Raw genomic sequence first — 21,901 nt, 5'->3', positions numbered from 1 at the left:
ATTGGGTGGTGTTTCACATTTGATAAATATATGAAAATTGGAGTGAAAAAACGTAATTGTTCAAAAGCCTCTCACGGTCAAAGATGAACTCAAGATGACTCGAACCTAATATGAGGACATAACAATGAATGAGTTCTTCTCCAACGTGAAACCAATTCGATTTGAAGGCAATACCACTGAAAACCCACTTGCGTTTCGTCACTACGATCCAGACAAAATGATTTTGGGTAAATCGATGAAAGATCATCTTCGTTTTGCTGCGTGTTATTGGCACAGTTTGACTTGGCCCGGTGCCGATATTTTTGGTACAGGCACATTTGAACGTCCTTGGATGCAACCAGGTAATGTACTTGAGTTGGCGCATGCGAAAGCCGATGTTGCGTTTGAATTCTTCTCCAAATTGAATGTCCCTTATTACTGTTTCCATGATGTGGATGTGTCACCTGAAGGGGCCAATATTCGCGAATACGTCAATAACTTGGCAGAGATGGTCGACGTGTTAGGTAAAAAACAGGAAGAAACCGGAGTAAAACTGCTGTGGGGCACTGCCAATGCATTCTCTAATCCTCGCTATATGGCAGGGGCAGCAAGTAACCCAGATCCTAAAGTGTTTGCCTACGCTGCCACTCAGATCTTCAATGCGATGAAAGCGACCAAAACCTTAGGCGGTCAAAATTATGTGTTGTGGGGCGGCCGTGAAGGTTATGAAACTCTGCTGAATACCGACCTGCGTCAAGAACGTCAGCAACTCGGTCGATTGATGCAGATGGTGGTGGAAAACAAACACAAAATCGGTTTTAAAGGCACGATTTTGATCGAACCTAAACCTCAAGAACCAACCAAACACCAATACGATTACGATGTGTCTGCTGTGTATGGTTTCTTGAAACAGTTCGGTTTGGAAAATGAGATCAAAGTGAACATTGAAGCTAACCATGCAACCTTAGCTGGGCATAGCTTCCAACATGAAATCGCTACCGCAATTTCTCTAGGTATCTTTGGTTCTATTGATGCGAATCGTGGTGACCCTCAACTGGGTTGGGACACTGACCAGTTCCCAAACAGTGTGGAAGAAAACGCCCTCGTTGTTTACGAAATTCTTAAAGCAGGTGGTTTTACTACCGGTGGCTTTAACTTTGATGCACGTTTACGTCGACCATCTATTGCTCCAGAAGATCTGTTCTACGGTCATATCGGTGGTATGGATACCATGGCGCTCGCGTTAGAAAAAGCCGCCGCCATGATTGAAAATGACCTTCTGGCGAAGAACATTGCACAGCGTTACGCAGGCTGGAATGAACCGCTAGGCAAAGCCATTCTCAGCGGCGACCATTCACTGGAATCGCTAGCGAAATATGCAGTGGATAGCAATATCCAACCTGTCAAAGAATCAGGTCGCCAAGAGTACTTGGAAAACATCGTCAATCGCTTCCTGTTTTAGTTACGTTAGAGTGCCTGTCCTTTCAACGCGGTTCTTGAAACGACAGTCACCTAAAAAGCAAAGCATATCAACAGCCTGTACCTTAACAGGCTGTTTTTTTGATCGTAAAGATCAACAGCGATCGAAATGTCAGAGAAATACGGGTGTTTAGACCACACTGTTAGGGCTTGGTGAAACAAAAATGTGATCTTTGCCCAGAATAGTTATTTTTTGTTCAACTCTTCGTTAAATGTTGCCAAACCTTGTGTGACAATTTGCTTAGTCCTTAATGAATTCGCAGTTTGAAGATCATGAGGATATACAAATATAAAAAATAAATTGGCTAGGTAATAATAATGAATAACCAGACTATCGATGCGATGAGTCTTGGGGTAAGTGATGTTTGGAAACGGCGTTTTGAGCTGTTCGATACATTAGGTGCCCAAGATCGAAGTCGCTCAGATGTATTTAAATCATCGGCTTATAAAAATCTTAATTGGAAAGAGCGCATGCTGCTCTCTTTCAATCCTTTGGCATTTCTTGGCGGGTTTGCTTACTACCTGTTTAAAGGAATGGTCGGCAAAGCGGGATTAATCTTCTCCGTCACTATGCTTTGGAGTGCGCTGCTCCTTGCAGTGGAATATCTCCTCGGTGTGCGCTTCCCTGATATGTGCTATTGGTTACCGCCTTCAGCCATGAGTGCTCAGTTAGCGAACTTCGATTACTATCGCAAACTCACACAAGGTGAATCGTTGTGGAAAGGTTGGCACCCAAGTTTTTATCGCCGTTATGGTGTCACTCAAATGGTATTAGGTTCGGTTGGTGTGTTTGCTGCCGTGCTGCTGTTTGTCAGTCACTTTCAGTATTCAACCGCAGATGCACGTCATTCCGACCAAGCTATCCGTATCGATTGTGGCTTAGAAAAAGTTTACGTCATGCCTAATGAGCTAGATCTCTTTGGTAAAGAAGCCTTGTGTCGTAACTTCTAAGGTCACACTCGCTCTTTATAACGAACTGTTGGTATGAACTGCTGGTGGTTTCTTCTTCAGAAATCCCCATTAGCAGTGTGATTGCCTGAAAAGATAATTATGCAAAAAAGCCATCTTTTTTTAGATGGCTTTTTTTATGTCTGAATTCTCGCTAAGTAACAGTTCAGCATGCTGTTTTTGACTTTTATTGAATATCTATGCAATGAGAAAATACTAAACATTAGTGACCAATTGGTTTTTAATCTCTTTAATCATTGAAAATAAGTGTGATAGACTCAGCGACTCTTATTACTATTTTGCAAATTCTTGCACTTTTATTCGATTTTTAGTGGTTTTATTCATCTTGTTTCACTTTGGTGGGGTAACCACTTTTTAGTCAGGAGCTTTCCAGATGCTACACGAGTATGTAAGCATATTACATGACTATCAAAGCATAATTTGGCAGAGTTCAGTGGTCACTATTCAATTGGCATTATTGTCGGTGTTGGTGGCGATTGTCTTAGGACTTGTCTCTGCGATAGCAAAATTATTTGGTTCAAAACCTCTCGCTATCATTGCTGATTGTTATACAACCTTGATTCGTGGTGTGCCGGATTTGGTACTGATGTTGGTGATTTTCTATGGCCTGCAGATGGCGCTCAACAGCGTGACAGAATCTCTGGGCATGGATCAAATTGATATCGACCCATTCTCTGCTGGTGTGATAACCATCGGCTTCATCTACGGTGCCTACTTTACCGAAACGTTCCGCGGCGCATTTATGACGGTCTCTAAAGGTCAGATTGAAGCGGGTGTGGCATACGGTTTTACTCCGGCGCAAGTCTTTATCAAAATCATCTTCCCTCTGATGATGCGTTTTGCTCTGCCAGGTCTATCGAATAACTGGCTGGTGACCATGAAAGCGACTGCTTTGGTCTCCATTATTGGCTTAGTCGATATTGTGAAAGTGACGCAAGATGCAGGGAAAGGAACTTATCATTTCTTCTTCTTTACTATCGTCGCTGGTGTGCTTTATCTGATGTTTACCACGATTTCCAATTTGGTGTTCTGGTGGTTGAACCGCGTCTTTTCTACTGGACATAAGAAGGCACAGCTATGATTGAGATTTTACAACAGTACGGCATCTCTTTCTTATGGACCGATGGATACCACCTAACAGGTGTCGCCGTGACCTTGTGGTTATTGGTGGTGTCAGTTTCGATTGGTTTTTGTATCTCGATTCCACTTTCAGTTGCCCGCGTATCGTCATACAAGATTTTCTCGGTGCCTGTGTGGCTATTCTCCTACGTATTTCGTGGTACGCCACTCTATGTGCAGCTGTTGGTGTTCTACTCCGGCGTTTATACGTTGGGCTTTGTGCGTGATACCGAGTTTTTAAACTGGTTCTTCCGTAGTGGTTATAACTGTGTGTTGCTCTCTTTGGTGCTGAACACTTGTGCTTACACCACGGAAATTTTTGCCGGTTCGATTCGTGAAACCAAAGCGGGTGAAGTGGAAGCTGCGCGCGCTTATGGCTTTAGCACTTGGGCGATGTACACCAAGATCATTATCCCTTCAGCACTGCGCCGCGCCATGCCTTCTTACAGTAACGAAGTGATCATGATGCTGCACTCAACGTCGCTGGCCTTTGCGGCAACCGTGCCGGATATTTTGAAAATTGCGCGTGATGTTAACGCTGCGACTTACATGCCGTTCCATGCCTTTGGCATTGCGGCAGTGATTTACTTAATTATTTCTCTAATTTTAATTAGCTTGTTTAAACGAGCAGAAAAACGCTGGCTGAAACATTTAGCTCCTGCGTCACAGAATGCATAGTGAGGTCCATGATGAATACAACAAAACTCGCAGTCAGCAACCTGCATAAAAAATATGGTAATCACGAGGTATTAAAAGGCGTTTCTCTTGAAGCGAAAGCCGGTGATGTGATCAGTATTATTGGTTCATCCGGTTCAGGTAAAAGTACCTTCTTACGTTGTTTGAATTTCCTTGAAAAGCCCTGTGCGGGCGAAATTTTCGTTAATGGTAAAGCCATTCAGATGAAAGCGGATGCTGAAGGTGAACTGAACGTAGTGAATAAAAAAGAGCTACAAAATCTACGCACACAGTTGACTATGGTGTTCCAACACTTCAATCTATGGGAACACATGACAGTGCTAGAAAACGTCATTGCAGCTCCGGTCAATGTGTTAAAAATGCCTAAAGCAGAAGCCATTAAACGTGCAGAAATGTATCTTGATAAAGTAGGGATTGATGCCAAGGCTCGCCAGAAATACCCAGCGCAACTCTCTGGTGGTCAACAGCAACGTGTATCGATTGCACGTGCGTTAACCATGGAGCCAGAAGTTTTGCTGTTCGACGAACCGACTTCAGCCCTCGACCCAGAACTTGTGGGTGAAGTACTCAAAATCATGCAGCAATTGGCGGAAGAAGGAAAAACCATGGTGGTGGTGACCCATGAAATGGGCTTTGCACGCCATGTGTCCAACCATGTGGTGTTCTTACATCAAGGAAAGATAGAAGAACAAGGCGCTCCTGAGGAAGTCTTAGGAAATCCAAAGAGCGAACGACTTCAGCAATTCCTCTCCGGAGCTCTCAAATAACGTTTCTAGAAAACCTGACCATGTCAGGTTTTTTTCTATCTGCAGCAAGCCGTTTGCGCAGATCTGACTTTTTCTCATGGCTACTATGATCACAATTCGCTACTCACTAGCGCGTGAATCATCTAAGTTGCCATGCCCACTGTAAACACAACAAAGGCAGGGATCGATTATGAGTATCAAAACCAGAAAAGTAGCCGTTATCGGCGTTGGACGAGTGGGTTCACATGTGGCTAGCCATCTTGTGACTCGTGGGTTGTGTGATGAATTGGTTTTGATTGATAAGGATACTCAGAAAGCAGAAAGTCATCGTATCGACTTACGCGACGGTGCCGCTTTTGGTTATCACCGTATGACCATCAGTTGTGGTGAGTATTCCGATCTGGATGATGCTGACGTTGTTGTCATCAGTGCTAGTGGTCCTATTGTGGAAGAGAACCGCTTGCTTGAATTGGATAACAACCTGAGCATCATTAATGAAGTGGCGACTAAGCTCAAAGCCACCAAGTTCAACGGTGTGGTGATTTCAATTACCAACCCATGTGATGTAGTTGCGCAATATTTTCATGAACTGACCGGTTTTTCCGTTATCGGGACAGGCACCTTAATCGACTCTGCACGTTTGCGCGCGGCGCTGTCTCGTGAAACTGGCATCTCGCCACGTTATATCCAAGCCTATTGTTTAGGTGAACACGGTAATAGCCAGTTTGTAGCACAAAGCCATGTTTCTTTTATGGGTGTACCATTAGCTGAGTGCCTAAAAGATCAATCTGGTCGTTTCGATGGATTGGATTTTGCCGCACTACAACACGAAGTGATTCGTGCCGGTTGGGATATTTTTAAAGGCAAAAGTGCCACTGAATTTGGTATCAGCACCGCAGCTTGTGAGCTGATCGATGCCATCTTCCACGATGATGGTCGTGTCTTACCTTGTTCAACCCTGCTCAAAGGTCAATATGGTCAGCACGATGTCTACGCCAGTACGCCTTGTGTGATTGGTAAAGAGGGCGTGCAAACCATTCTTGAACTGAGCCTAACGTCTGAAGAACAAGACCTAATGACGCAAACTTGTAACATCATTAAAAAGCACCGTCCAACGGTAAAATAAGCATCACGCGAGAAGAAAAAACATGTCAAACACAATAATGAAACTCCCGTTCCCTGGCCAAATTTTACGTGGTAAAGGGGCGCTAAATGATTTTCTGCCTGCCGTTGCAACCAAAGGCCATCGCCTATTTGTGATTGGTGGTGAGCGCGCTTTGGCCAGTGTGATGCCTAAATTGGATCTCTGCCTTGCCCAAAATGCAGAACACAATTTTGTGGTGCAAACGCAGTGGTTTGGTGGTGAAACATCGCAAACCAATATCGACCGTTTAGTGAAATTGGCAAAAGAATTCAAAGCCGATGTCATCGTCGGTGTTGGGGGTGGTAAAGCAATTGATACTGGTAAAGCCGTAGGTGAAAGCCTAGGTTTGCCTGTGGCTACCATTCCCACCATCGCTGCAACCTGCGCTTCAAACTCTTCTGTTTCCGTGGTTTACCATGATAACGGCCACTACGATTACATCTATAAGTTAGAAAATGCTCCTGCTTTTGTGGTGTTAGACAGCGCACTCATTGCTGAAGCTCCGCTGCGTTGGTTAGCCGCAGGCCTTGGGGATACATTAGCGAAATGGTATGAATTTCGCGCAATTGCTGAAAAGGCACCTCAATGTGCGTTGAATATGTCAGCATTTAGTAATGGTCGTTTGTGTTACGACGTTATCAATCGCTATGGCGAAGAAGCGGTTGCGGAAGTGACGCGTAAAGAAGCCGGTTTTGCCCTTGAGCAAGTGATGGATGCGATCTTTATTTTTGCTGCGTTGACCTCAACCATGGGTGTAGGCGATCACGTTGCTGCTGCACATGCAATTTACGATGGGTTTACCGTGATTGATAAGACTCGCGAATTTGGCCACGGTTTGCTAGTGGGTTTTGGTAACTTGTGCCTATTGTCTTTGGAAGGTCGTCCTGACTCTGAAATCATTGATGCGATTCAGTTAGCAAAACGTTGTGCTGTGCCGGTATCACTTAATGAGATTGCCGCTGATCTTACTGAAGAAGAGCTCTTCTTAGTTGCTCAAGCTGCGGTTGCCACCAGCGATATGGATAACATGCCAATCAAAGTCTCTATCGAGCAGACCATTGCGGCGATGCATCATGTGTCAGCGCTTTCTGCAACACTGTAAAACCAGCTGATGAACTCTTCTAATACTTGAGAAGAGTTGGATGAAGACCGGTGTACCAGATAATAACTGGCACCGGTTTTTACGTTTTCAGCGAACGGTTTAACGAGGCGCTTCATGCGAATATCATCTTCGACCAAATGGACATCTGCCATGGCGATGCCAAAGCCTTGTACCGCCGCACTAATTGCTAAATCCATGGTATTAAAATACTGATGTTTATGGGAATTAGGCGCTATGTGGTGGGTCTCTTTGAGCCACAGTGACCAGTCGGTTTGATCTTGCGTTGGATGCAGTAAGGTGTATTTCTCTAAGGAAATATTGAGATCCGACGGGGCAATGTGGGAGGCGATCACCGGTGAAATCGCCTCTTCAAATAGCTTGAGTCCATGATGACCTTCACCATGAGCGGCGCGAAACACGATCCCAGCATCAAAATTCTCAGTACGAAAGTTGACGTCGTGATCGGTTGTGGTGGTCAACGAGACATGAATATGCGGCTTTTCTTGTTGAAATTGCATCAGCTTAGGTACTAACCAACGCATTGAACAGGTGGGGGCTTTTAAACGAATTTCACTGCGCTGCAAACTCGCCTTTTCAGTTACGCTCAGCAGTTGGTCATACGCCTTTTGCAGCTCAGGCAAGATCTCTTGTCCTTGCGCGGTTAAGGATAATCCGCGCGCCAGGCGGTTAAATACCGCAAAGCCCAAGTACTCTTCTAAGGTGGCAATTTGACGACTGACAGCACCTTGCGTCACGCACAGCTCATTAGCCGCATGGGTGAAATTTAGATGTTTTGCAGTAATAACAAAAGCATACAGAGCATTAAATGGTGGTGTGCGTCGTGACATCAAAAAGTCCAAGCTATGTGTTTTTCTCATGCCTATTATGACAAGAATTCGATACTCGCGACAACGGTTATCACGGTAAATTATCGGGTCTAGAACTGTCGGTGGATAGTTGTCGTTAAGAGGTTTTCATGATTCACACTCCCGTTTCATCGCGCACTAAATTGGATGATGTTGGTACCACCATATTTTCTGTTATTGGTGAATTATCCAGCCGTTACAAAGCCATCAACTTATCTCAAGGTGCTCCTAACTTTGCCTGTGATTCTGAGTTGATCAAAGGCGTAACGCGCGCGATGGAGAATAACCATAACCAATACGCTGTGATGACAGGGTACGGGTTACTGCGTGAGCGCATCGCGGAAAAAATCCAGAATGTCTATGGGCGCTCATACGATGTAGAACGGGAAATTCTGGTCACCGCCAGTGCTAGCCAAGGGATCTATTCAACGATTTCTGCGTTAGTTCATCCAGGCGATGAAGTGATCTATTTCGAACCCTCTTTCGATAGCTATGCTCCGATTGTTCGTTTGCAAGGTGCTAAGGCGATCCCGCTTAAATTGCAGTCGCCTGATTTTGGTATTAACTGGGATGAAGTGCGTGCCACCATTACCAGCAAAACCAAAATGATCATCATCAACACTCCGCATAACCCGACAGGGCAAGTGCTAAACAAAGCGGATCTTGATGAGCTGGCTGCTATTACCCGTAATACTGACATCGTGATTTTGTCTGACGAAGTTTACGAGCACATCGTGTTTGATGATAAACCCCATTGCGGCATGGCCACTCACAGCGAGTTAGCGGCGCGCAGTGTGATTATTTCTTCTTTTGGGAAAACCTTCCATGTGACAGGTTGGCGTGTGGGGTATTGTGTTGCGCCACAAGCTTTGATGGACGAAGTGGTGAAAGTTCACCAGTTCCTTATGTTCTCAGCGGATACACCAATGCAGTATGCGTTTGCTGAGTACATGAAAGATCCACAAACCTATTTGCATCTGGCGAAGTTTTACCAACATAAACGTGACTTGATGATCTCATCTCTGGCTGAAAGTCCGTTTGAACTAATTCCAAGCAGTGGTTCTTTCTTCTTGCTCGCCAGCTATGGACACTTAAGCCAAGAGAAAGACAGTGATGTGGTGACCCGTTTAATCAAAGAACAAGGGGTTGCAACCATTCCACTTTCCGCGTTTTATACTGATGGCACAGATAACAAAGTGATTCGTCTGTCGTTTGCGAAAGACGATGCGACCATCATTGCCGGCGCACAGGCACTCTGTCGCGCTCGGTTTGATTAAGGAGTCTTCCTGTGAAAGTCACGGTTGCCGCGATTCAGATGAACAGCAACGACGATGTTGCTGATAACCTGCAGCGTGCCAGAAAGTGGGTTCTTGAAGCCGCTCAAAAGGGGGCGCAGTTTGTTGTTTTGCCAGAGTATTTTTGCTTTATTGGGCAAAATGATGCAGCGCGTTTGGCGCATGCCGAACCCGACAGCGGTGGAGTGATTTCGCAAGCGCTGCGTGCGATAGCCAAAGAGGCGCAGGTGTGGTTGTCGGCTGGCACCATTCCGTTAATCAGCCCTGATAAAGACAAAGTTTACAACACTAACTTGCTGTTTAACCCAGAGGGTGAATGTGTCGGTCGCTACGATAAAATTCACCTATTTGGCTTTGATAACGGGCAAGAGAGTTACAAAGAATCAGACACACTTTATCCTGGCAAGGTCGTTACCACATTTGAACTGCCTTTTGCCAAGGTCAGACCTTCCGTCTGTTATGATTTACGGTTTCCTGAGCTGTATCGTCTGCATAAGGAGTATGAGATGATCACGGTTCCTGCTGCGTTTACGTACACCACAGGTCAAGCACATTGGGAGCTATTACTTCGAGCTCGCGCTGTGGAAAACCAATGTGTCGTGATTGCAGCGGCGCAAACGGGCGTTCATCCCAACGGCAATCGCACTTTTGGTCACAGTATGATCATCGGCCCTTGGGGCGAAGTGCTGGCAATGCTGAAAGAGGGTGAAGGCGTCGTCACTGCGGAAATCGATTTAGAACGACTTGATCAAAGTCGACAACAATTACCGGCGTTAAAGAACCGGATTTTTTATTAGTTACTGATTGGATAACAAGGGAATTACTATGAATAAAGCGCGTTTAGTGATGCTTGCTTTGGGTTTGATGGCATCAGCTTCTTCTTTTGCAGATACCGTACGTTACGGCTTAGAAGCAGAATACCCTCCTTTCGAAAGTAAAAATGCCAAAGGCGAATTAGTCGGCTTTGATATTGAGCTGGGTAAAGCTATTTGTGAACGTATGAAAACCGAATGTGTCTGGAAAGAAAGCAGCTTTGATACGCTGATTCCTGCACTGAATGCGAAAAAATTCGACGTGATCAACTCTGCGATGAACATTACTGAGCAGCGTGCTAAAGCGATCGATTTTACCAATCCAATCTACCGTATTCCTTCACAGCTGATCGCTCGTGTAGATCAAAACCTCGCACCAACAGCTGATGCGCTACGCGGCAAAAACATTGGTGTGCTTCAAGGTTCAATCCAAGAAGTGTACGCAAAAGCTCACTGGGAACCAAAAGGCGTAACCGTGACAGCGTATAAAGACCAAAACATGGTTTATTCCGACATGATGACCGGTCGTATCGACGGTACATTAGTGATGGCAGCAGCTGGTCAAGCAGGCTTCCTCAGCAAACCAGAAAGCAAAGGCTATGGCTTTATCGGCGAACCGGTTGAAGACGCTAAAATCCTAGGCAGCGGTATCGGTTTTGGTCTGCGTAAAGGCAGCGATGAGCTAAAAGCAAAATTCAACAAAGCCATCAAAGAAGTACAAGATGACGGCACAGTGAAAAAACTGGCTGCACAATACTTCACAGGCTTTGATGTCAGCGTGAAATAAGCGTTAACCGCTTATCTTGCAGACCGTTTCTGCAAACACAACATCTCTAATAAAAAACACACAGTTGCATCCACTGTGTGTTTTTTTCTTTGGGGGATAACGGCTGCATTGTTTGTTATTGAAGCTTGAATCTGACTTCGCTCCATTGCAACTCACTGAATCACGTTTAGTCGATTCGGGTAATGAAGGTTTGCTCGTCATCCACAAAAGCGACAAAGCCGCCGTGATAGATAAACACTCGACCTCGCCCTTCTACTAAGCAGGCAAGCTGTGGATGTAAATCCTCTTTGATATCCGTACTTTGATAGGTTCCAGTATCGGTGATTATGCCGCTGAGTTTTGGCAAATATCCATAAGTGCGCCTGGCTTGATCAATCAGACTCAATTCGCTGGTGGTAGAGAAGCAAGCAGGGATCGCACCGGCATCTTCGATAAATAAAGTTTTGAATTCTTCAAAAGCGGTAATTACCAGCCAGTCGATGTCATTAACATGATGGATAAACATAGATTTTCTCGGTCATTCTGATGCGGGAATGTTATCACTATTAGGGGAAACGTAGTAGATCGTGGCTAAAGGTGGTTGTTCTCTCGAGCCATTTGAAATAGGTTATTGTTCCATTTGGTGAAGTACATGCGTCAATCGACTTGATTCTGTACAAATAATCAACGCCAATATACAATATTAAGTACATAATTAAGTACTCAGGTGTGTTATGAAAACAAGTCGAATCTATGCAGAAAAAGCTGTGTCATCAAGCGAAGCTAGAAAGCATTTTAAAGATTGCTTATCAGGAGAGCCTGTCGTAATCCTATCGAACAATGAGCCAGCGGGTTATATGATGAGCGCTACTTTTTTTGAAGGACTAATGAAAGCTTTAGAAGCTAAGAATTCTGGCTCTGTTTCATCATTTAGGCCAATGAGTGCTCGCCTAGAAGTCATTGCTCATCTGAATGCTCAAGCATTAACCGAGCTCGAAGAAAGTGATTTGGATGATTTTCAAGAGTGAGTAACTCGTTAAATATTCGAGTTTTTAAGCATAAGATCTTAATTGACTCACTGACGGAAAGTGAGCTTCAATCGTTGGCTAAAGACTTTAAACACTACAAGGAAACGGGGCAAAAACCGGATTTTTTTGGTCGAGATGAAGCTTATGATCATCCCAACACATTACCGCTCTTGAAATCAGAGGAAGTGAAGCACATTCATTTAGCTGCTAGTGATGCTCCGTTCTTAAGTTCTATTCAGTTTTACCAAACGAGTGATAAGCACCTAGTATATTGTCAAGGTTGGAATGATCGTAGTTGCTTTCTGTTAATCGCCATCCTTGCTCCTAACGCTCATGAGCAAGCTCGTAATCGAATTATCATGCATAACTTGGGTTTGATAGCCGAAAAATTTAGGCAGAAATTCTAAAGCGTTGTTACCCATAACCGTGCCAGAACTCACTTCACCTTCTGACACGGCTTTATTTCCCTTCACCTACTCAGGCAAATTATGAAATAGCTGTTCAAGCAGTTTATTGAGGCGCTGAATCTGTGCTTGGGTCATTCCTTTAAAACTGTCGCGAAACAGTGGGGCGGTGGCGGCGTGGATTTCATCTAAAGCGGCGCGGCCTTTGTCGGTAATCACCACTTCCGTAACGCGTCCGTCATCGGCGCTGATTTGGGTTTCAACCAGTTGATCTTCTTTCATTCGTTGGATGATTTTGGTGACGGTGGGCAGTTTAGCTATTGAGTGCAAGGCGATTTGCGAAATACTGCAACAGCCTTCTTGATTTAAGGTTGCGAGAATGCGCCAGCGAGGAATATCGAGGTTGACCTTTTTAAGTGCTCGCTCCATGGCTTGCGAATAACGGCCATGTACTTGGGCCAGCCAATAAAAAGGGAAGTCTTCCTTGTGAAAATCCTGACTGGATGGATTGTACCTTTGACTTCTGGGCAGACGGGAATTTTCAGTCATTGAACAGCCTTGTCTTGTTGTCATTATCGTGTTCAGTAATAGTGTTACCTTACTGAAATTGGTACAGATAATACACAAAACAAGGCATGTTAGCGAACGAATCTCTTGGTCAAATAAGCGGTCTGTGACCAAGCAGTAAAGTACGCAATTTTAGCTCCAGCATGGGCCGCGTTCAGCTTCCATTTTGCGTACCATCGCTTCAAAGAATTTATCGGCAAAACTGCTCTCTTTGATCAGCATTTGAGTTAACCCTGCACATTTTTCGCCAATCGCCTCAGGCAGTTTGACATCATTGCCACCCATCGCTCCGGCTGCCAGTTGAATTTCTGCCGCGCGCTGTACTGTCCACAGTAAGAAAAGTGTACGCTCAATATCGTATTCGCCCACTGCAATCCCATGATTACGTAGCACCAAAACATGTTTATCACCTAGGCTGGCTAGCATGCGTGACTTTTCATCTTCAAACAGAGTAATGCCTTCAAAAGTATGGTATCCAACACGACCATAAAGCTGCGCACCATAGAAGTTATCGTGGTTAAAACCTTGTTCTTTCATTGCCACAGCGGAGACGGCGTTGGTGTGAGTATGAATAACGCAGTGAACATCGGCGCGAGCCGCGTGAATGGCTCCGTGCAGAGCAAAACCAGCAGGGTTACCATCGTAAGGTGAATCGTCTAATTTGTGTCCGTTCACATCCACTTTGATCAGATTTTCCGGTGTAATTTCGGTGTAGTTAAGACCAAATGGATTGACCAGATATTCCCCTTCAACATCCGGTAGGCGAGCCGATATGTGGTTGAAAATGGTCTCAGTCCAACCAAAAAAATCGATTAGGTGATAGCAGTAAGCCAATTTAATGCGTAGTGCCCATTCTGCGTCAGAAATATGGGCAGGTTTTTGTGTTGCTTTACTCATCATATCTTCCTTGTTTTTGAGGTAAAAAGAGGGTGCCAGATGCGTTACCACATCTGGTCATTGCAAGTTTTTTCTGATTAACCGGTTAAGCGTTCTTGGTGCTTACTTGCCACACCAAGGTAGGCATCAATCACGCGTGAATCGTTGGCAAGTTCGGCTGCAGGTCCTTGCAAAGCAATCTTGCCGCCTTCCAATACATAGGCGTAATCGGCGACTTTTAAGGCCGCTCGCGCGTTTTGCTCAATCAGTAAAATAGAGACGCCTTGGCAGCGTAAGTCATTAAAGATTCTAAAAATATCACGAGTGATTAACGGGGCTAACCCAAGGCTGGGTTCATCTAGCATTAGCACTTTGGGTTTGCTCATCATGGCGCGACCAATGGCGAGCATTTGTCTCTCACCGCCGGAGAGCGTACCTGCTTGCTGATGACGACGTTCTAGTAGGCGAGGGAACAGACTGTAAATCTCATCTAGGGTGAATTTATAGCTGCCATCGCCCTTGCGATAACGTAAGAAAGCGCCGAGCTTGAGGTTATCTTCCACGCTCATTGAGGTGAACAGTTCGCGCTTTTCTGGCACTAACACCAAGCCTCTTTCCACCAGTGATTCTACTGAACTTTGCTGGTGAGGTTGACCGTCAAAGCGAATCGTACCGCGCGCAGGCAAAAGCCCCATGAGAGCTGATAATAAGGTACTTTTGCCAGCGCCATTTGGCCCAATCACAGTAATGAGTTGGCCCTCTTTTAATGAAAGATCAACATGATGCAAGGCATCGACCTGACCGTACGAGACACAGAGATCTTCGACATTGAGTAGGGCAGGTTTTACCTTGAGTGGGGTAACTTGGCTCATTCTGCAACTCCTCCTAAGTAGGCTTCTAATACGGCGGGATTACTTTGGATCTCTTCAGGTAACCCTTCAGCGATTTTCTCGCCAAACTCCATCACCACAATTCGATCCACCAGATTCATGACGAAATCCATATCGTGTTCCACGATCAAAATCGCCATGCCTTCTTTACGCAGTTTGTCCAAAAGCGTGGCTAATGCTTGTTTCTCTTTATGGCGTAGACCTGCGGCAGGTTCATCGAGCAGTAATACGCAGGGGTCGCTGCATAGGGCGCGAGCAATTTCCAAAATACGTTGCTGTCCAAGGGCTAAGCTACCCGCTTCATGGTAGAGATAGTCACCCAGGCCAACGCGCTCAAGTTGCTGTTTAGCCTCAGCCAAAATTTGCAGCTCTTCTTGACGGTCGGTATGCAGTGCGGCACTCCAAACCCCTTTTTGTCCACGTTGGTGTGCGCCCAGCGCGACGTTTTCCAAAACCGTCATGGTCGGAATGAGTTTGACGTGTTGGAAAGTTCGGCTCATGCCCATGTGGGAGACTTCCCGCGCGGTTTTGCCTTTTAAGCTTTGCCCGAGAAAGCGCACTTCACCATCACTTGGGGTGTCTACCGCTGAGAGTTGGTTAAACATGGTGCTTTTCCCCGCGCCATTAGGCCCAATTAACGCCAGTATTTCACCTGCATAGAGAGAAAAACTCACTTCATTATTGGCCACTAAGCCGCCGAAACGACGTGTAATGTTGCTCGCTTCTAACACTTTAGTACCCGCTTTGGGTTGAGTTCGTTTGCTTAGTGGTTGAGCTGGAGATTGGCTCGGCGCTATTTTTTGCATCCGTTTAGGTTGCCACCGCTTAGGCAGGTGTTTAATCAGATTGGGCCAAAGTCCTTCTGGGCTTTTTTGCATGAGCAACACGATCATCAAGCCGAGAATGATGGTCTCATATTGACCGTCACTGCCTAAGATGCTCGGTAAGTAGTCTTGCAGCCACTGTTTGAGCATAGTGAGGATACCCGCACCTAAAATCGCGCCCCACACATGGCCGACCCCACCAACGAGTGCCATAAAGAGATAATCAATCCCCATTCCTAAACCAAAGGGCGTTGGGTTCACAAACCGTTGCATGTGAGCATAAAGCCAGCCAGAAATAGCAGCGAAGAGAGCAGAGATAAGGAAGATCACCATCTTAGAGCGAAAGGTATTAATCCCCATCGCTTCTGCCATTAGCTGACCATTTTTCAGGGCGCGAATCGCCCGACCTTCACGGGAGTTCAGAAGATTGGCGGTGATCACGACCGCTACCAGCAAAATGGCCCAAATCAGGTAAAACATATCGGAGGTGCTTTTTAGGCTAATGCCAAACAGCTCCAAGGAGGGTAAGCCGCTTAACCCAGTATGTCCGCCCATGGCAGGTAATGTGCCAAAGAGATAGTACAGAGAGATCCCCCAAGCAATGGTGCCTAAAGGTAAATAGTGCCCAGAGAGCTTTAAGGTAATGCTGCCCAAAAGTAGAGCGATAGCTGCGGTAAGCACCAATCCGATGATCAAAGCGATCCAAGGCGATCCGGCAGTCCATGCCAGCCAAGTTGGTAACTGTTCGCTGGTGGTGAGATAAGCGGTAGTGTAAGCGCCCAGTCCAACAAAGGCGGCCTGACCAAAGCTGGTCATTCCTGCCACGCCAGTGAGTAGCACCAATCCCAGCACCACTAAACTGTACAAACCAATATAGTTGAGCAAGGTAACTTGGTAGCTTGGCAGTGCCAGTGGCGCAATAACGGCAACCAACAGCAATGCGCCAATCAGTAAGCGAAGTTTCATCCGTCATTCTCCTCTAAATGCTGACCGCGCATTGAGCGCCACACCAAGAACGGAATAATCAACATAAACACAATGATCTCTTTGTAGTTGCTGGCCCAAAACATCGATAGAGCTTCCACCAAGCCCACGGCCACGGAACCGAGAGCAGCCACCGGATAGCTCACTAGACCACCAATAATGGCGCCAACGAAACCTTTGAGGCTGATAACAAAACCAGAGTCGTAATAAAGAGTGGTAATTGGGGCGATTAAAATGCCAGACGCGACCCCGATAAAGGTGGCGAGAGCAAAGGTAATCTTGCCGGCGAAATCCGGTGAAATGCCGATTAGCCGTGCGCCCGTGCGGTTAATCGCAGTGGCTTTGAGTGCTTTGCCATAGAGCGTGCGATCAAAGGCAATAAATAGCATCACAATCAAGCACAGGGATGCGGCGATCACCCAGATGGTTTGGCTTTTGAGCATCACATCGCCTAAGCGAAAAACGCTCGAAGAGAATGGCTGAGTACGAGACCCTTCTGGGCCAAAAATCAGTAAGCCAATTCCGACCATCGCAACGTGCAGAGCAATAGAAACGATCAGCAACACCAATGAGGGTGCTGAGGCTAATGGCTGAAAGCAAACGCGATAAATCATTGGCCCCAGCGGCACGATCAGTGCCAGTGTCAGTACCCCTTGCATGAACATAGGTAGGGTATTGAGTGGCAAATAGTACGCGCCGCAGGTCAGCGCCATTGCATAAACGATTTTAAGGGCGCTGAAGCTGATAGATTTGGCGGCGAGTTTGCCTTGCTTCACCGCGTAAAGATCCATCACGCAGGTGATTAAGGTAAAAGCGACCAGGAGCCACACTGATTTTGGGGCGATGCCCGCCTGAATGGCAGCCATGGTCAGCGCGCCATAGGTAACAAACTCACCTAGTGGGATGAGCAAAACTCGAGTGACGGTAAAAACCAGTAGAATCGACATCGCGAGTAACGCGTAAATGGCGCCATTGGTAATTCCATCTTGTCCGAGCAGTACAGCAATCTGAAAATTCATCCTTCTGATTCCTCGGTATCTTCCTTGAAGTGCATGATTAGGCAAAGTACGTGCTTTGCCCTTTTTTTAGTGTTTGTAATTGAAATACGTGGGCTATTTGAGCAGAGCCCACTGATTGTTTTTCACTTGAATCAGCTCTCGGCCGCGTTCGTCAAATCCGCTGTGATCTTCTGGAGTCATGTTGTACACCCCTTGTGTACCCGGAAGGTCTTTGGTGTTTTCCAACGCTTCTCGTAGTGCTACGCGAAACTCTTCAGTACCCGGTTTAGCGACTTTGAGTGCTGCAGGCAGAGCGTTTTGCAGCAGTAATCCCGCGTCATACACGTTGCTACCAAACGTCGGTGGTGAGACTTGATACATCTTTTGATAATCATCGACGTATTTCTGGGCCACCTCTTTTTCTGGGCTATCCGGAACATCGTTTAACACCAACATTAAGCTCGCAGCCAAAATGGTGCCTTCTACCTCTTGTCCACCCAATTTAAGAAAGGAATCGAGCGCCGCGCCGTGGGTTTGATACATCTGCCCAGCGTAGCCTTGTTCTTTAAGTGTGGTTTCAGGCATGACTGACGAACTGCCTGGTGCGGCAACGAGCACAGCATCAGGGTTAGCCATCAGCACTTTTAAGCTTTGCCCTGTAATCGATGTGTCTTGGCGCTGAAAGTATTCATCGGCGACGATGGTGATACCCGCTTTGGCGGTGAGTGATTTCATCACTTTGGCCCAGTTTTCACCGTAGGTATCGGCAGTGCCGATCAACCCCAAGGTTTTAATCCCAGTCTTTTTCATTTGATTGACCAGCGCTTCGGCAATCAAATCGTCATTCTGGGTGGTTTTAAATACCCATTTTTTCTGCTCATTCATCGGTAGCACCACGGCAGCTGTGCCAACTGGTGCCAGCATTGGGGTTTTGGCTTCGGCCGCAAATTGAATCACACCCATCGCATTACCTGAACCGCTTGGGCCGATGATCGCATCGACATGCTCTTCGCTGATCAGTTTTTTAAATGCTTTCACGGTGGCGGTTGGGTCACTGCCATCGTCGAGTGGTAAGTAAGTAATTTTTTCTCCGGCTACCGATTGGGGCAGTAGTGGAATCGAGTTTTTCTGTGGAATGCCCACCAGCGCAATTGGGCCAGTGCTAGAGGTGACAACGCCAATTTTGATCTCGGCATAACTGGCTGGGGTAAGTACGGCAGCACCAAGTGCTAAAGCAATTAACGACTTTTTCGAGAGCATAACTTTCTCCGTTCAATGGAAATGGGCGACATCCTGTTTGGCAGTTGCACGTTGTTCGCTGTGTTTCTGCTTGCCCGTGTATCAAGTAGGCCGGTTGATCAAATCGCCTGTAGCTCAGACAGAAAGGGCGTTTAGGGCATTTGATATCGACTACTTGAGCATCGTGTTGGTCATAACTTGTCGGGGATGCGCTGCACGTTGTGTGCCACATTGCACGGGTGCATCAATCTGGTGAGCCTGAATAACGTGCGCAAATGGAGGTGTCAAAGGGACTTTCTAAAGTTGTTTAAATATCCATCAATCCCGCATGGTTCATAGGGTTGCATAGAGTGTAAATGTTAAATAAAAAAGTTCTTTTTTAGCGGTATTTGGGGTCGAATAAAAAATCAAAATAAACTCTTTTTTACTGAGAAATTGAAAATGTATATGTTTCTGGAGTGTTGAATAGGTTTGTTATTTGTTAAAAATAAAAATCATTAAAATTCAATAAATTAATCTAATTTTTAATCCGATTGTTACATGGGTTGCCTGTTTTTAGTGTGTTTTAAAATGGTGCATTAACAAAAAATTAGCATCATTTTTGTGCATAAAAATTAATCGATAAATAATTGAAAATTTAATTGACAATTCAACTAAATTCATTCCATTTTAAATAAAAGCTCACGAATTATTAACAACTGGTCGGTGATGGATGTGGCTGGTTAAACGGGTGAGTCGACAGGATGTGACAACCTTGGTTTTTCTCCTGATAGGAAGCCGAATACGCAGTTCAACACGAGGACGGCGCAAGACAAACCAAGGGATTAACTCATTGATGAGGAAACCTATATGAATTTGCAAACCACTTTAGCAACGCCTTTGGTTACCGTGCCAGTATCGGTTTATGACCAGATGCGCAGTGCTGATTTTAAAAAGTTTTTAGACGAAGTTCGCCAACGAGCCAGAACCGGTGAGTTCGACTCTCAGCAGTTCATTAGCCAAGACGTGATTGAGCAGTTACGCGAATTTGGTATCTATCGCGCCCTAGTACCACAGCAACTTGGGGGAAATGGCATTACTGCAGCGCAGTTTTGTGAAGTGATTGAGACCCTTGCTGAAGCCGATGGTTCGGTCGGTTGGGTAGCGAGTTTTGGTATGGGTATCGTGTACCTTTCTGCATTACCTGAAGAGACGTTAAGACAGCTCTACAGTGACACGCCAGATATCGTGTTTGCTGGTGGCATTTTCCCTCCTCAAGCGGCTGAATTAACTGAGAAAGGCTACCAAGTGAATGGGCGTTGGAAATTCTCAAGCGGTTGCATGGGAGCCGACGTTCTAGGGGTCGGTATTGCGCCTAAAGAAGGGGACAAAATTGGCTTGCCTCGTATGGCTGTTTTACCTGCTTCGCTCGCGAAAATTGAAAAAAACTGGGATGTGTCTGGCCTTGCTGGAACAGGCAGTCACGACCTTGTTGTGGAAAATGTCGATGTCAGCCAGGAGTGGACTTTCGTTCGCGGCGGCGCTTCAACACTTAAAGAAACCATGTTCCGTTACCCATCACTCTCTTTTGCAACGCAAGTGCTAACAGTGGTGGGGTTAGGCATTGCGCGTGCCGCGCTAAATGAACTACGCGATATGGCATCGGGTCGTGCTTCAGTGACAGGTGCTCCTAACTTAGGTCAGCGTCCACTAACACAAATGGAAGTCGCTAAGGCTCAGGCGGAATTAAACGCTGCGCGCTGTTTCTTCTATCAAGCCATTAATGATGCATGGCAAATCTTAGAGCAGGGTGAAGAACTGACTATCGAACAGATCAGTAACTTACGCCTTTCTTCCACCCATGCTTCGCGAGTTGCTGCGGATGTAGCGCGTAAGGCGCAGATGTTGTCTGGTATGACAGGCGTTTATAACCAAAGTCCATTAACCCGTTTTGTGCGCGATGCACAAGTGGTGACTCAACACGCCTTTATGGGCGATATCACTTGGCAAAATGCTGGCGCGGTCTTCTTTGGTCAGCCGCCGCTCCCCGGTTACTTATAACCATTTCTTTATCGATGTATCTCGATAATTTATTTAGATAACAATGCTCATTAATTTGGTTAAGTCTTTATTTTTAATAAATATAGAGTAAGTAAGTGCTTACAAATAATGAGTAAATTAGCAAGTTTAAGCTCAACGAAAAATACAACAAGGAAAGTGTTATGGCAGATAAAAAACCACTTCGAGTTCTCTTTTGTCTTGGTATCAACCAGAACTTTTTTGATGCGCCACGTGAAGAACAATTGGACGTTTGGGCCGCGTTTGGTGCGATGTGGAATGGCATTCACGATACATCCGGTGTGGAAGTGATCGGCAATATGGATGACGACCAAACCATGGTTGGTCCTTCTACTGAATCGCCATGGACCACCTACTTATTGGCCGATGTGGCCGATTACGAAACCGTGACGCAATGCTGCAATTTGCTGCGCACCACCGCAGTGGGTGACACCCCTTATAAGTTATGGCGTTACGTCAAAATTGAAGCGCGCATCGGTCGTGAACTGATCGTGCAACGTGCTTAAGGAGCACGAGATGACGGAACTGGAACTGCTGCGCCAACGGGTTGATGCCCTAGAAAGCGAACAAGCGATTCGCGCTTGCCTTCACCGCTATATGGATTTGTGTGACGAACTTTCACCACAAACGCCCTTAGATGAACTCGGTAATTTGTTCACCTTAGAGGCGCTTTGGGAGGGAAAAGGTGCACGTTATGCCAAAAGTTTTGGCGGCTACCAGGGTAGAGCGAAGATTGTTGCTATGTTGGGGAAGTATGCAACGAATCCGCCACACTTTGCGCTAAACGTGCACTATCTTACTTCGGAATGTATCCGGGTTGAGGGTGACCAAGCGCAAGGGAGTTGGAACATGATTCAAGTGTCTACGTTTAGCTCTGGTGGCAGCCATCTTAACAGTGCCCGTCTTAGTATCACGTTTAGTCGTGAAGAGGGCGTGTGGCGCATGGCACATTTCCAAACCGAGAATCGGTTAAGTCGACCTGTATCGCATTGGAGCAGCGAGGCTAACTTGCCCGTACCAGATACCACAGAGTTGCAGCAGTAAGCCGATAAACCACGTC

The 21,901-nt window shown here is 45.9% G+C and carries 23 protein-coding genes; 15 read left to right on the top strand and 8 right to left on the bottom strand.

Annotation, left to right across the window (positions count from 1 at the left end; translation table 11 throughout):
* Positions 1 to 124: 124 nt before the first annotated feature.
* The 7 genes from xylA to OCV11_RS12945 all read left to right on the top strand — a co-directional run bounded on the left by xylA (position 125) and on the right by OCV11_RS12945 (position 7,234).
* On the top strand, positions 125 to 1,441 hold the full coding sequence (gene xylA, locus OCV11_RS12975; protein ID WP_261893317.1) for a xylose isomerase: 1,317 nt from the start codon (positions 125 to 127) through the stop codon (positions 1,439 to 1,441).
* Positions 1,442 to 1,776: 335 nt separating this feature from the next.
* Positions 1,777 to 2,409 (top strand): hypothetical protein, encoded by a 633-nt coding sequence (locus OCV11_RS12970; protein WP_261893315.1) that lies wholly within the window; start codon positions 1,777 to 1,779, stop codon positions 2,407 to 2,409.
* 391 nt (positions 2,410 to 2,800) lie between these two features.
* Positions 2,801 to 3,508, top strand: coding sequence for an ABC transporter permease (locus tag OCV11_RS12965; protein WP_315972734.1), 708 nt, complete (start codon positions 2,801 to 2,803; stop codon positions 3,506 to 3,508).
* Positions 3,505 to 4,224, top strand: coding sequence for an ABC transporter permease (locus tag OCV11_RS12960; protein WP_261893313.1), 720 nt, complete (start codon positions 3,505 to 3,507; stop codon positions 4,222 to 4,224). Before OCV11_RS12965 ends, OCV11_RS12960 begins: the two co-directional genes overlap by 4 nt.
* Positions 4,225 to 4,232: 8 nt before the next feature.
* Positions 4,233 to 5,009, top strand: a complete 777-nt coding sequence (gene hisP / locus OCV11_RS12955) for a histidine ABC transporter ATP-binding protein HisP (RefSeq protein ID WP_315972733.1) — start codon at positions 4,233 to 4,235, stop codon at positions 5,007 to 5,009.
* Between the two features lie 169 nt (positions 5,010 to 5,178).
* Positions 5,179 to 6,114 (top strand): L-lactate dehydrogenase, encoded by a 936-nt coding sequence (locus OCV11_RS12950; RefSeq protein WP_261893312.1) that lies wholly within the window; start codon positions 5,179 to 5,181, stop codon positions 6,112 to 6,114.
* Between the two features lie 22 nt (positions 6,115 to 6,136).
* Positions 6,137 to 7,234 (top strand): iron-containing alcohol dehydrogenase family protein, encoded by a 1,098-nt coding sequence (locus tag OCV11_RS12945; RefSeq protein WP_261893310.1) that lies wholly within the window; start codon positions 6,137 to 6,139, stop codon positions 7,232 to 7,234.
* Here OCV11_RS12945 and OCV11_RS12940 read toward each other — a convergent pair.
* Positions 7,204 to 8,082: a LysR substrate-binding domain-containing protein gene (locus OCV11_RS12940; protein WP_261893309.1), complete on the bottom strand. Its 879-nt coding sequence runs from the start codon at positions 8,080 to 8,082 to the stop codon at positions 7,204 to 7,206. The two genes, OCV11_RS12945 and OCV11_RS12940, sit on opposite strands and share 31 nt — an antisense overlap.
* A 128-nt stretch (positions 8,083 to 8,210) precedes the next feature.
* Between OCV11_RS12940 and OCV11_RS12935 the strand changes: the two genes are divergently transcribed.
* Genes OCV11_RS12935 through OCV11_RS12925 form a run of 3 tightly spaced genes read left to right on the top strand, consistent with a single transcriptional unit; the run spans position 8,211 to position 10,994 of the window.
* Positions 8,211 to 9,377, top strand: a complete 1,167-nt coding sequence (locus OCV11_RS12935) for a methionine aminotransferase (RefSeq protein WP_261893308.1) — start codon at positions 8,211 to 8,213, stop codon at positions 9,375 to 9,377.
* 11 nt (positions 9,378 to 9,388) lie between these two features.
* The gene (locus OCV11_RS12930; protein ID WP_261893307.1) at positions 9,389 to 10,192 is read left to right on the top strand and encodes a carbon-nitrogen hydrolase family protein; all 804 of its coding nucleotides are present in this window, start codon (positions 9,389 to 9,391) and stop codon (positions 10,190 to 10,192) included.
* Positions 10,193 to 10,220: 28 nt separating this feature from the next.
* Complete coding sequence (locus tag OCV11_RS12925; RefSeq protein ID WP_261893306.1) at positions 10,221 to 10,994, top strand: transporter substrate-binding domain-containing protein; 774 nt, start codon at positions 10,221 to 10,223, stop codon at positions 10,992 to 10,994.
* A 166-nt stretch (positions 10,995 to 11,160) separates the two neighbouring features.
* Here the strand turns inward: OCV11_RS12925 and OCV11_RS12920 are convergent, their stop codons facing one another.
* A complete protein-coding gene (locus OCV11_RS12920) occupies positions 11,161 to 11,499 on the bottom strand; it encodes a cytosolic protein (protein ID WP_261893305.1) in 339 nt (112 codons plus the stop codon).
* Between the two features lie 208 nt (positions 11,500 to 11,707).
* On the opposite strand from OCV11_RS12920, the gene OCV11_RS12915 reads away from it, so the two are divergent.
* Together OCV11_RS12915 and OCV11_RS12910 are read left to right on the top strand one after the other, a co-directional pair.
* A complete protein-coding gene (locus OCV11_RS12915; protein ID WP_261893304.1) occupies positions 11,708 to 12,001 on the top strand; it encodes a type II toxin-antitoxin system Phd/YefM family antitoxin in 294 nt (97 codons plus the stop codon).
* On the top strand, positions 11,998 to 12,408 hold the full coding sequence (locus OCV11_RS12910) for a type II toxin-antitoxin system YafO family toxin (protein ID WP_261893303.1): 411 nt from the start codon (positions 11,998 to 12,000) through the stop codon (positions 12,406 to 12,408). The genes OCV11_RS12915 and OCV11_RS12910 overlap by 4 nt, the downstream gene beginning before the upstream one ends.
* Positions 12,409 to 12,474: 66 nt before the next feature.
* Here OCV11_RS12910 and OCV11_RS12905 read toward each other — a convergent pair whose 3' ends face one another.
* From OCV11_RS12905 to OCV11_RS12880, 6 genes are all read right to left on the bottom strand, one after another.
* A complete protein-coding gene (locus OCV11_RS12905) occupies positions 12,475 to 12,954 on the bottom strand; it encodes a MarR family winged helix-turn-helix transcriptional regulator (protein WP_261893302.1) in 480 nt (159 codons plus the stop codon).
* Positions 12,955 to 13,104: 150 nt separating this feature from the next.
* The gene (locus OCV11_RS12900) at positions 13,105 to 13,872 is read right to left on the bottom strand and encodes a class II aldolase/adducin family protein (RefSeq protein ID WP_261893301.1); all 768 of its coding nucleotides are present in this window, start codon (positions 13,870 to 13,872) and stop codon (positions 13,105 to 13,107) included.
* A gap of 74 nt (positions 13,873 to 13,946) precedes the next feature.
* Complete coding sequence (locus tag OCV11_RS12895; protein WP_261893300.1) at positions 13,947 to 14,720, bottom strand: ABC transporter ATP-binding protein; 774 nt, start codon at positions 14,718 to 14,720, stop codon at positions 13,947 to 13,949.
* Complete coding sequence (locus OCV11_RS12890; RefSeq protein WP_261893299.1) at positions 14,717 to 16,528, bottom strand: branched-chain amino acid ABC transporter ATP-binding protein/permease; 1,812 nt, start codon at positions 16,526 to 16,528, stop codon at positions 14,717 to 14,719. Before OCV11_RS12890 ends, OCV11_RS12895 begins: the two co-directional genes overlap by 4 nt.
* Complete coding sequence (locus OCV11_RS12885) at positions 16,525 to 17,565, bottom strand: branched-chain amino acid ABC transporter permease (protein ID WP_261893298.1); 1,041 nt, start codon at positions 17,563 to 17,565, stop codon at positions 16,525 to 16,527. Before OCV11_RS12885 ends, OCV11_RS12890 begins: the two co-directional genes overlap by 4 nt.
* A 93-nt stretch (positions 17,566 to 17,658) precedes the next feature.
* Positions 17,659 to 18,804 (bottom strand): ABC transporter substrate-binding protein, encoded by a 1,146-nt coding sequence (locus OCV11_RS12880; protein ID WP_261893297.1) that lies wholly within the window; start codon positions 18,802 to 18,804, stop codon positions 17,659 to 17,661.
* A gap of 828 nt (positions 18,805 to 19,632) precedes the next feature.
* On the opposite strand from OCV11_RS12880, the gene OCV11_RS12875 reads away from it, so the two are divergent.
* From OCV11_RS12875 to OCV11_RS12865, 3 genes are all read left to right on the top strand, one after another.
* Entirely contained in the window at positions 19,633 to 20,823 is a 1,191-nt protein-coding gene (locus tag OCV11_RS12875; RefSeq protein WP_261893296.1) for an acyl-CoA dehydrogenase family protein, read from the top strand.
* 161 nt (positions 20,824 to 20,984) lie between these two features.
* Positions 20,985 to 21,347, top strand: a complete 363-nt coding sequence (locus OCV11_RS12870; protein ID WP_261893295.1) for a hypothetical protein — start codon at positions 20,985 to 20,987, stop codon at positions 21,345 to 21,347.
* A 10-nt stretch (positions 21,348 to 21,357) separates the two neighbouring features.
* Positions 21,358 to 21,885, top strand: a complete 528-nt coding sequence (locus OCV11_RS12865) for a nuclear transport factor 2 family protein (RefSeq protein WP_261893294.1) — start codon at positions 21,358 to 21,360, stop codon at positions 21,883 to 21,885.
* Positions 21,886 to 21,901 lie beyond the last annotated feature (16 nt).

This window comes from Vibrio porteresiae DSM 19223 (genome assembly GCF_024347055.1).
Lineage (GTDB): Bacteria > Pseudomonadota > Gammaproteobacteria > Enterobacterales > Vibrionaceae > Vibrio > Vibrio porteresiae.
The sequence above is the reverse complement of the archived record's forward strand: the minus strand, read 5'-3'. Positions and strand labels throughout refer to the sequence as shown.

Excerpts from the sequence above, each read along its gene's own strand:
- xylA (WP_261893317.1), top strand. The coding sequence starts at position 125 with ATGAATGAGTTCTTCTCCAACGTGAAACCAATTCGATTTGAAGGCAAT.
- OCV11_RS12970 (WP_261893315.1), top strand. The coding sequence starts at position 1,777 with ATGAATAACCAGACTATCGATGCGATGAGTCTTGGGGTAAGTGATGTT.
- OCV11_RS12965 (WP_315972734.1), top strand. The coding sequence starts at position 2,801 with ATGCTACACGAGTATGTAAGCATATTACATGACTATCAAAGCATAATT.
- OCV11_RS12960 (WP_261893313.1), top strand. The coding sequence starts at position 3,505 with ATGATTGAGATTTTACAACAGTACGGCATCTCTTTCTTATGGACCGAT.
- hisP (WP_315972733.1), top strand. The coding sequence starts at position 4,233 with ATGATGAATACAACAAAACTCGCAGTCAGCAACCTGCATAAAAAATAT.
- OCV11_RS12950 (WP_261893312.1), top strand. The coding sequence starts at position 5,179 with ATGAGTATCAAAACCAGAAAAGTAGCCGTTATCGGCGTTGGACGAGTG.
- OCV11_RS12945 (WP_261893310.1), top strand. The coding sequence starts at position 6,137 with ATGTCAAACACAATAATGAAACTCCCGTTCCCTGGCCAAATTTTACGT.
- OCV11_RS12940 (WP_261893309.1), bottom strand. The coding sequence starts at position 8,082 with ATGTCACGACGCACACCACCATTTAATGCTCTGTATGCTTTTGTTATT.
- OCV11_RS12935 (WP_261893308.1), top strand. The coding sequence starts at position 8,211 with ATGATTCACACTCCCGTTTCATCGCGCACTAAATTGGATGATGTTGGT.
- OCV11_RS12925 (WP_261893306.1), top strand. The coding sequence starts at position 10,221 with ATGAATAAAGCGCGTTTAGTGATGCTTGCTTTGGGTTTGATGGCATCA.
- OCV11_RS12920 (WP_261893305.1), bottom strand. The coding sequence starts at position 11,499 with ATGTTTATCCATCATGTTAATGACATCGACTGGCTGGTAATTACCGCT.
- OCV11_RS12915 (WP_261893304.1), top strand. The coding sequence starts at position 11,708 with ATGAAAACAAGTCGAATCTATGCAGAAAAAGCTGTGTCATCAAGCGAA.
- OCV11_RS12905 (WP_261893302.1), bottom strand. The coding sequence starts at position 12,954 with ATGACTGAAAATTCCCGTCTGCCCAGAAGTCAAAGGTACAATCCATCC.
- OCV11_RS12900 (WP_261893301.1), bottom strand. The coding sequence starts at position 13,872 with ATGATGAGTAAAGCAACACAAAAACCTGCCCATATTTCTGACGCAGAA.
- OCV11_RS12895 (WP_261893300.1), bottom strand. The coding sequence starts at position 14,720 with ATGAGCCAAGTTACCCCACTCAAGGTAAAACCTGCCCTACTCAATGTC.
- OCV11_RS12890 (WP_261893299.1), bottom strand. The coding sequence starts at position 16,528 with ATGAAACTTCGCTTACTGATTGGCGCATTGCTGTTGGTTGCCGTTATT.
- OCV11_RS12885 (WP_261893298.1), bottom strand. The coding sequence starts at position 17,565 with ATGAATTTTCAGATTGCTGTACTGCTCGGACAAGATGGAATTACCAAT.
- OCV11_RS12880 (WP_261893297.1), bottom strand. The coding sequence starts at position 18,804 with ATGCTCTCGAAAAAGTCGTTAATTGCTTTAGCACTTGGTGCTGCCGTA.
- OCV11_RS12875 (WP_261893296.1), top strand. The coding sequence starts at position 19,633 with ATGAATTTGCAAACCACTTTAGCAACGCCTTTGGTTACCGTGCCAGTA.
- OCV11_RS12870 (WP_261893295.1), top strand. The coding sequence starts at position 20,985 with ATGGCAGATAAAAAACCACTTCGAGTTCTCTTTTGTCTTGGTATCAAC.
- OCV11_RS12865 (WP_261893294.1), top strand. The coding sequence starts at position 21,358 with ATGACGGAACTGGAACTGCTGCGCCAACGGGTTGATGCCCTAGAAAGC.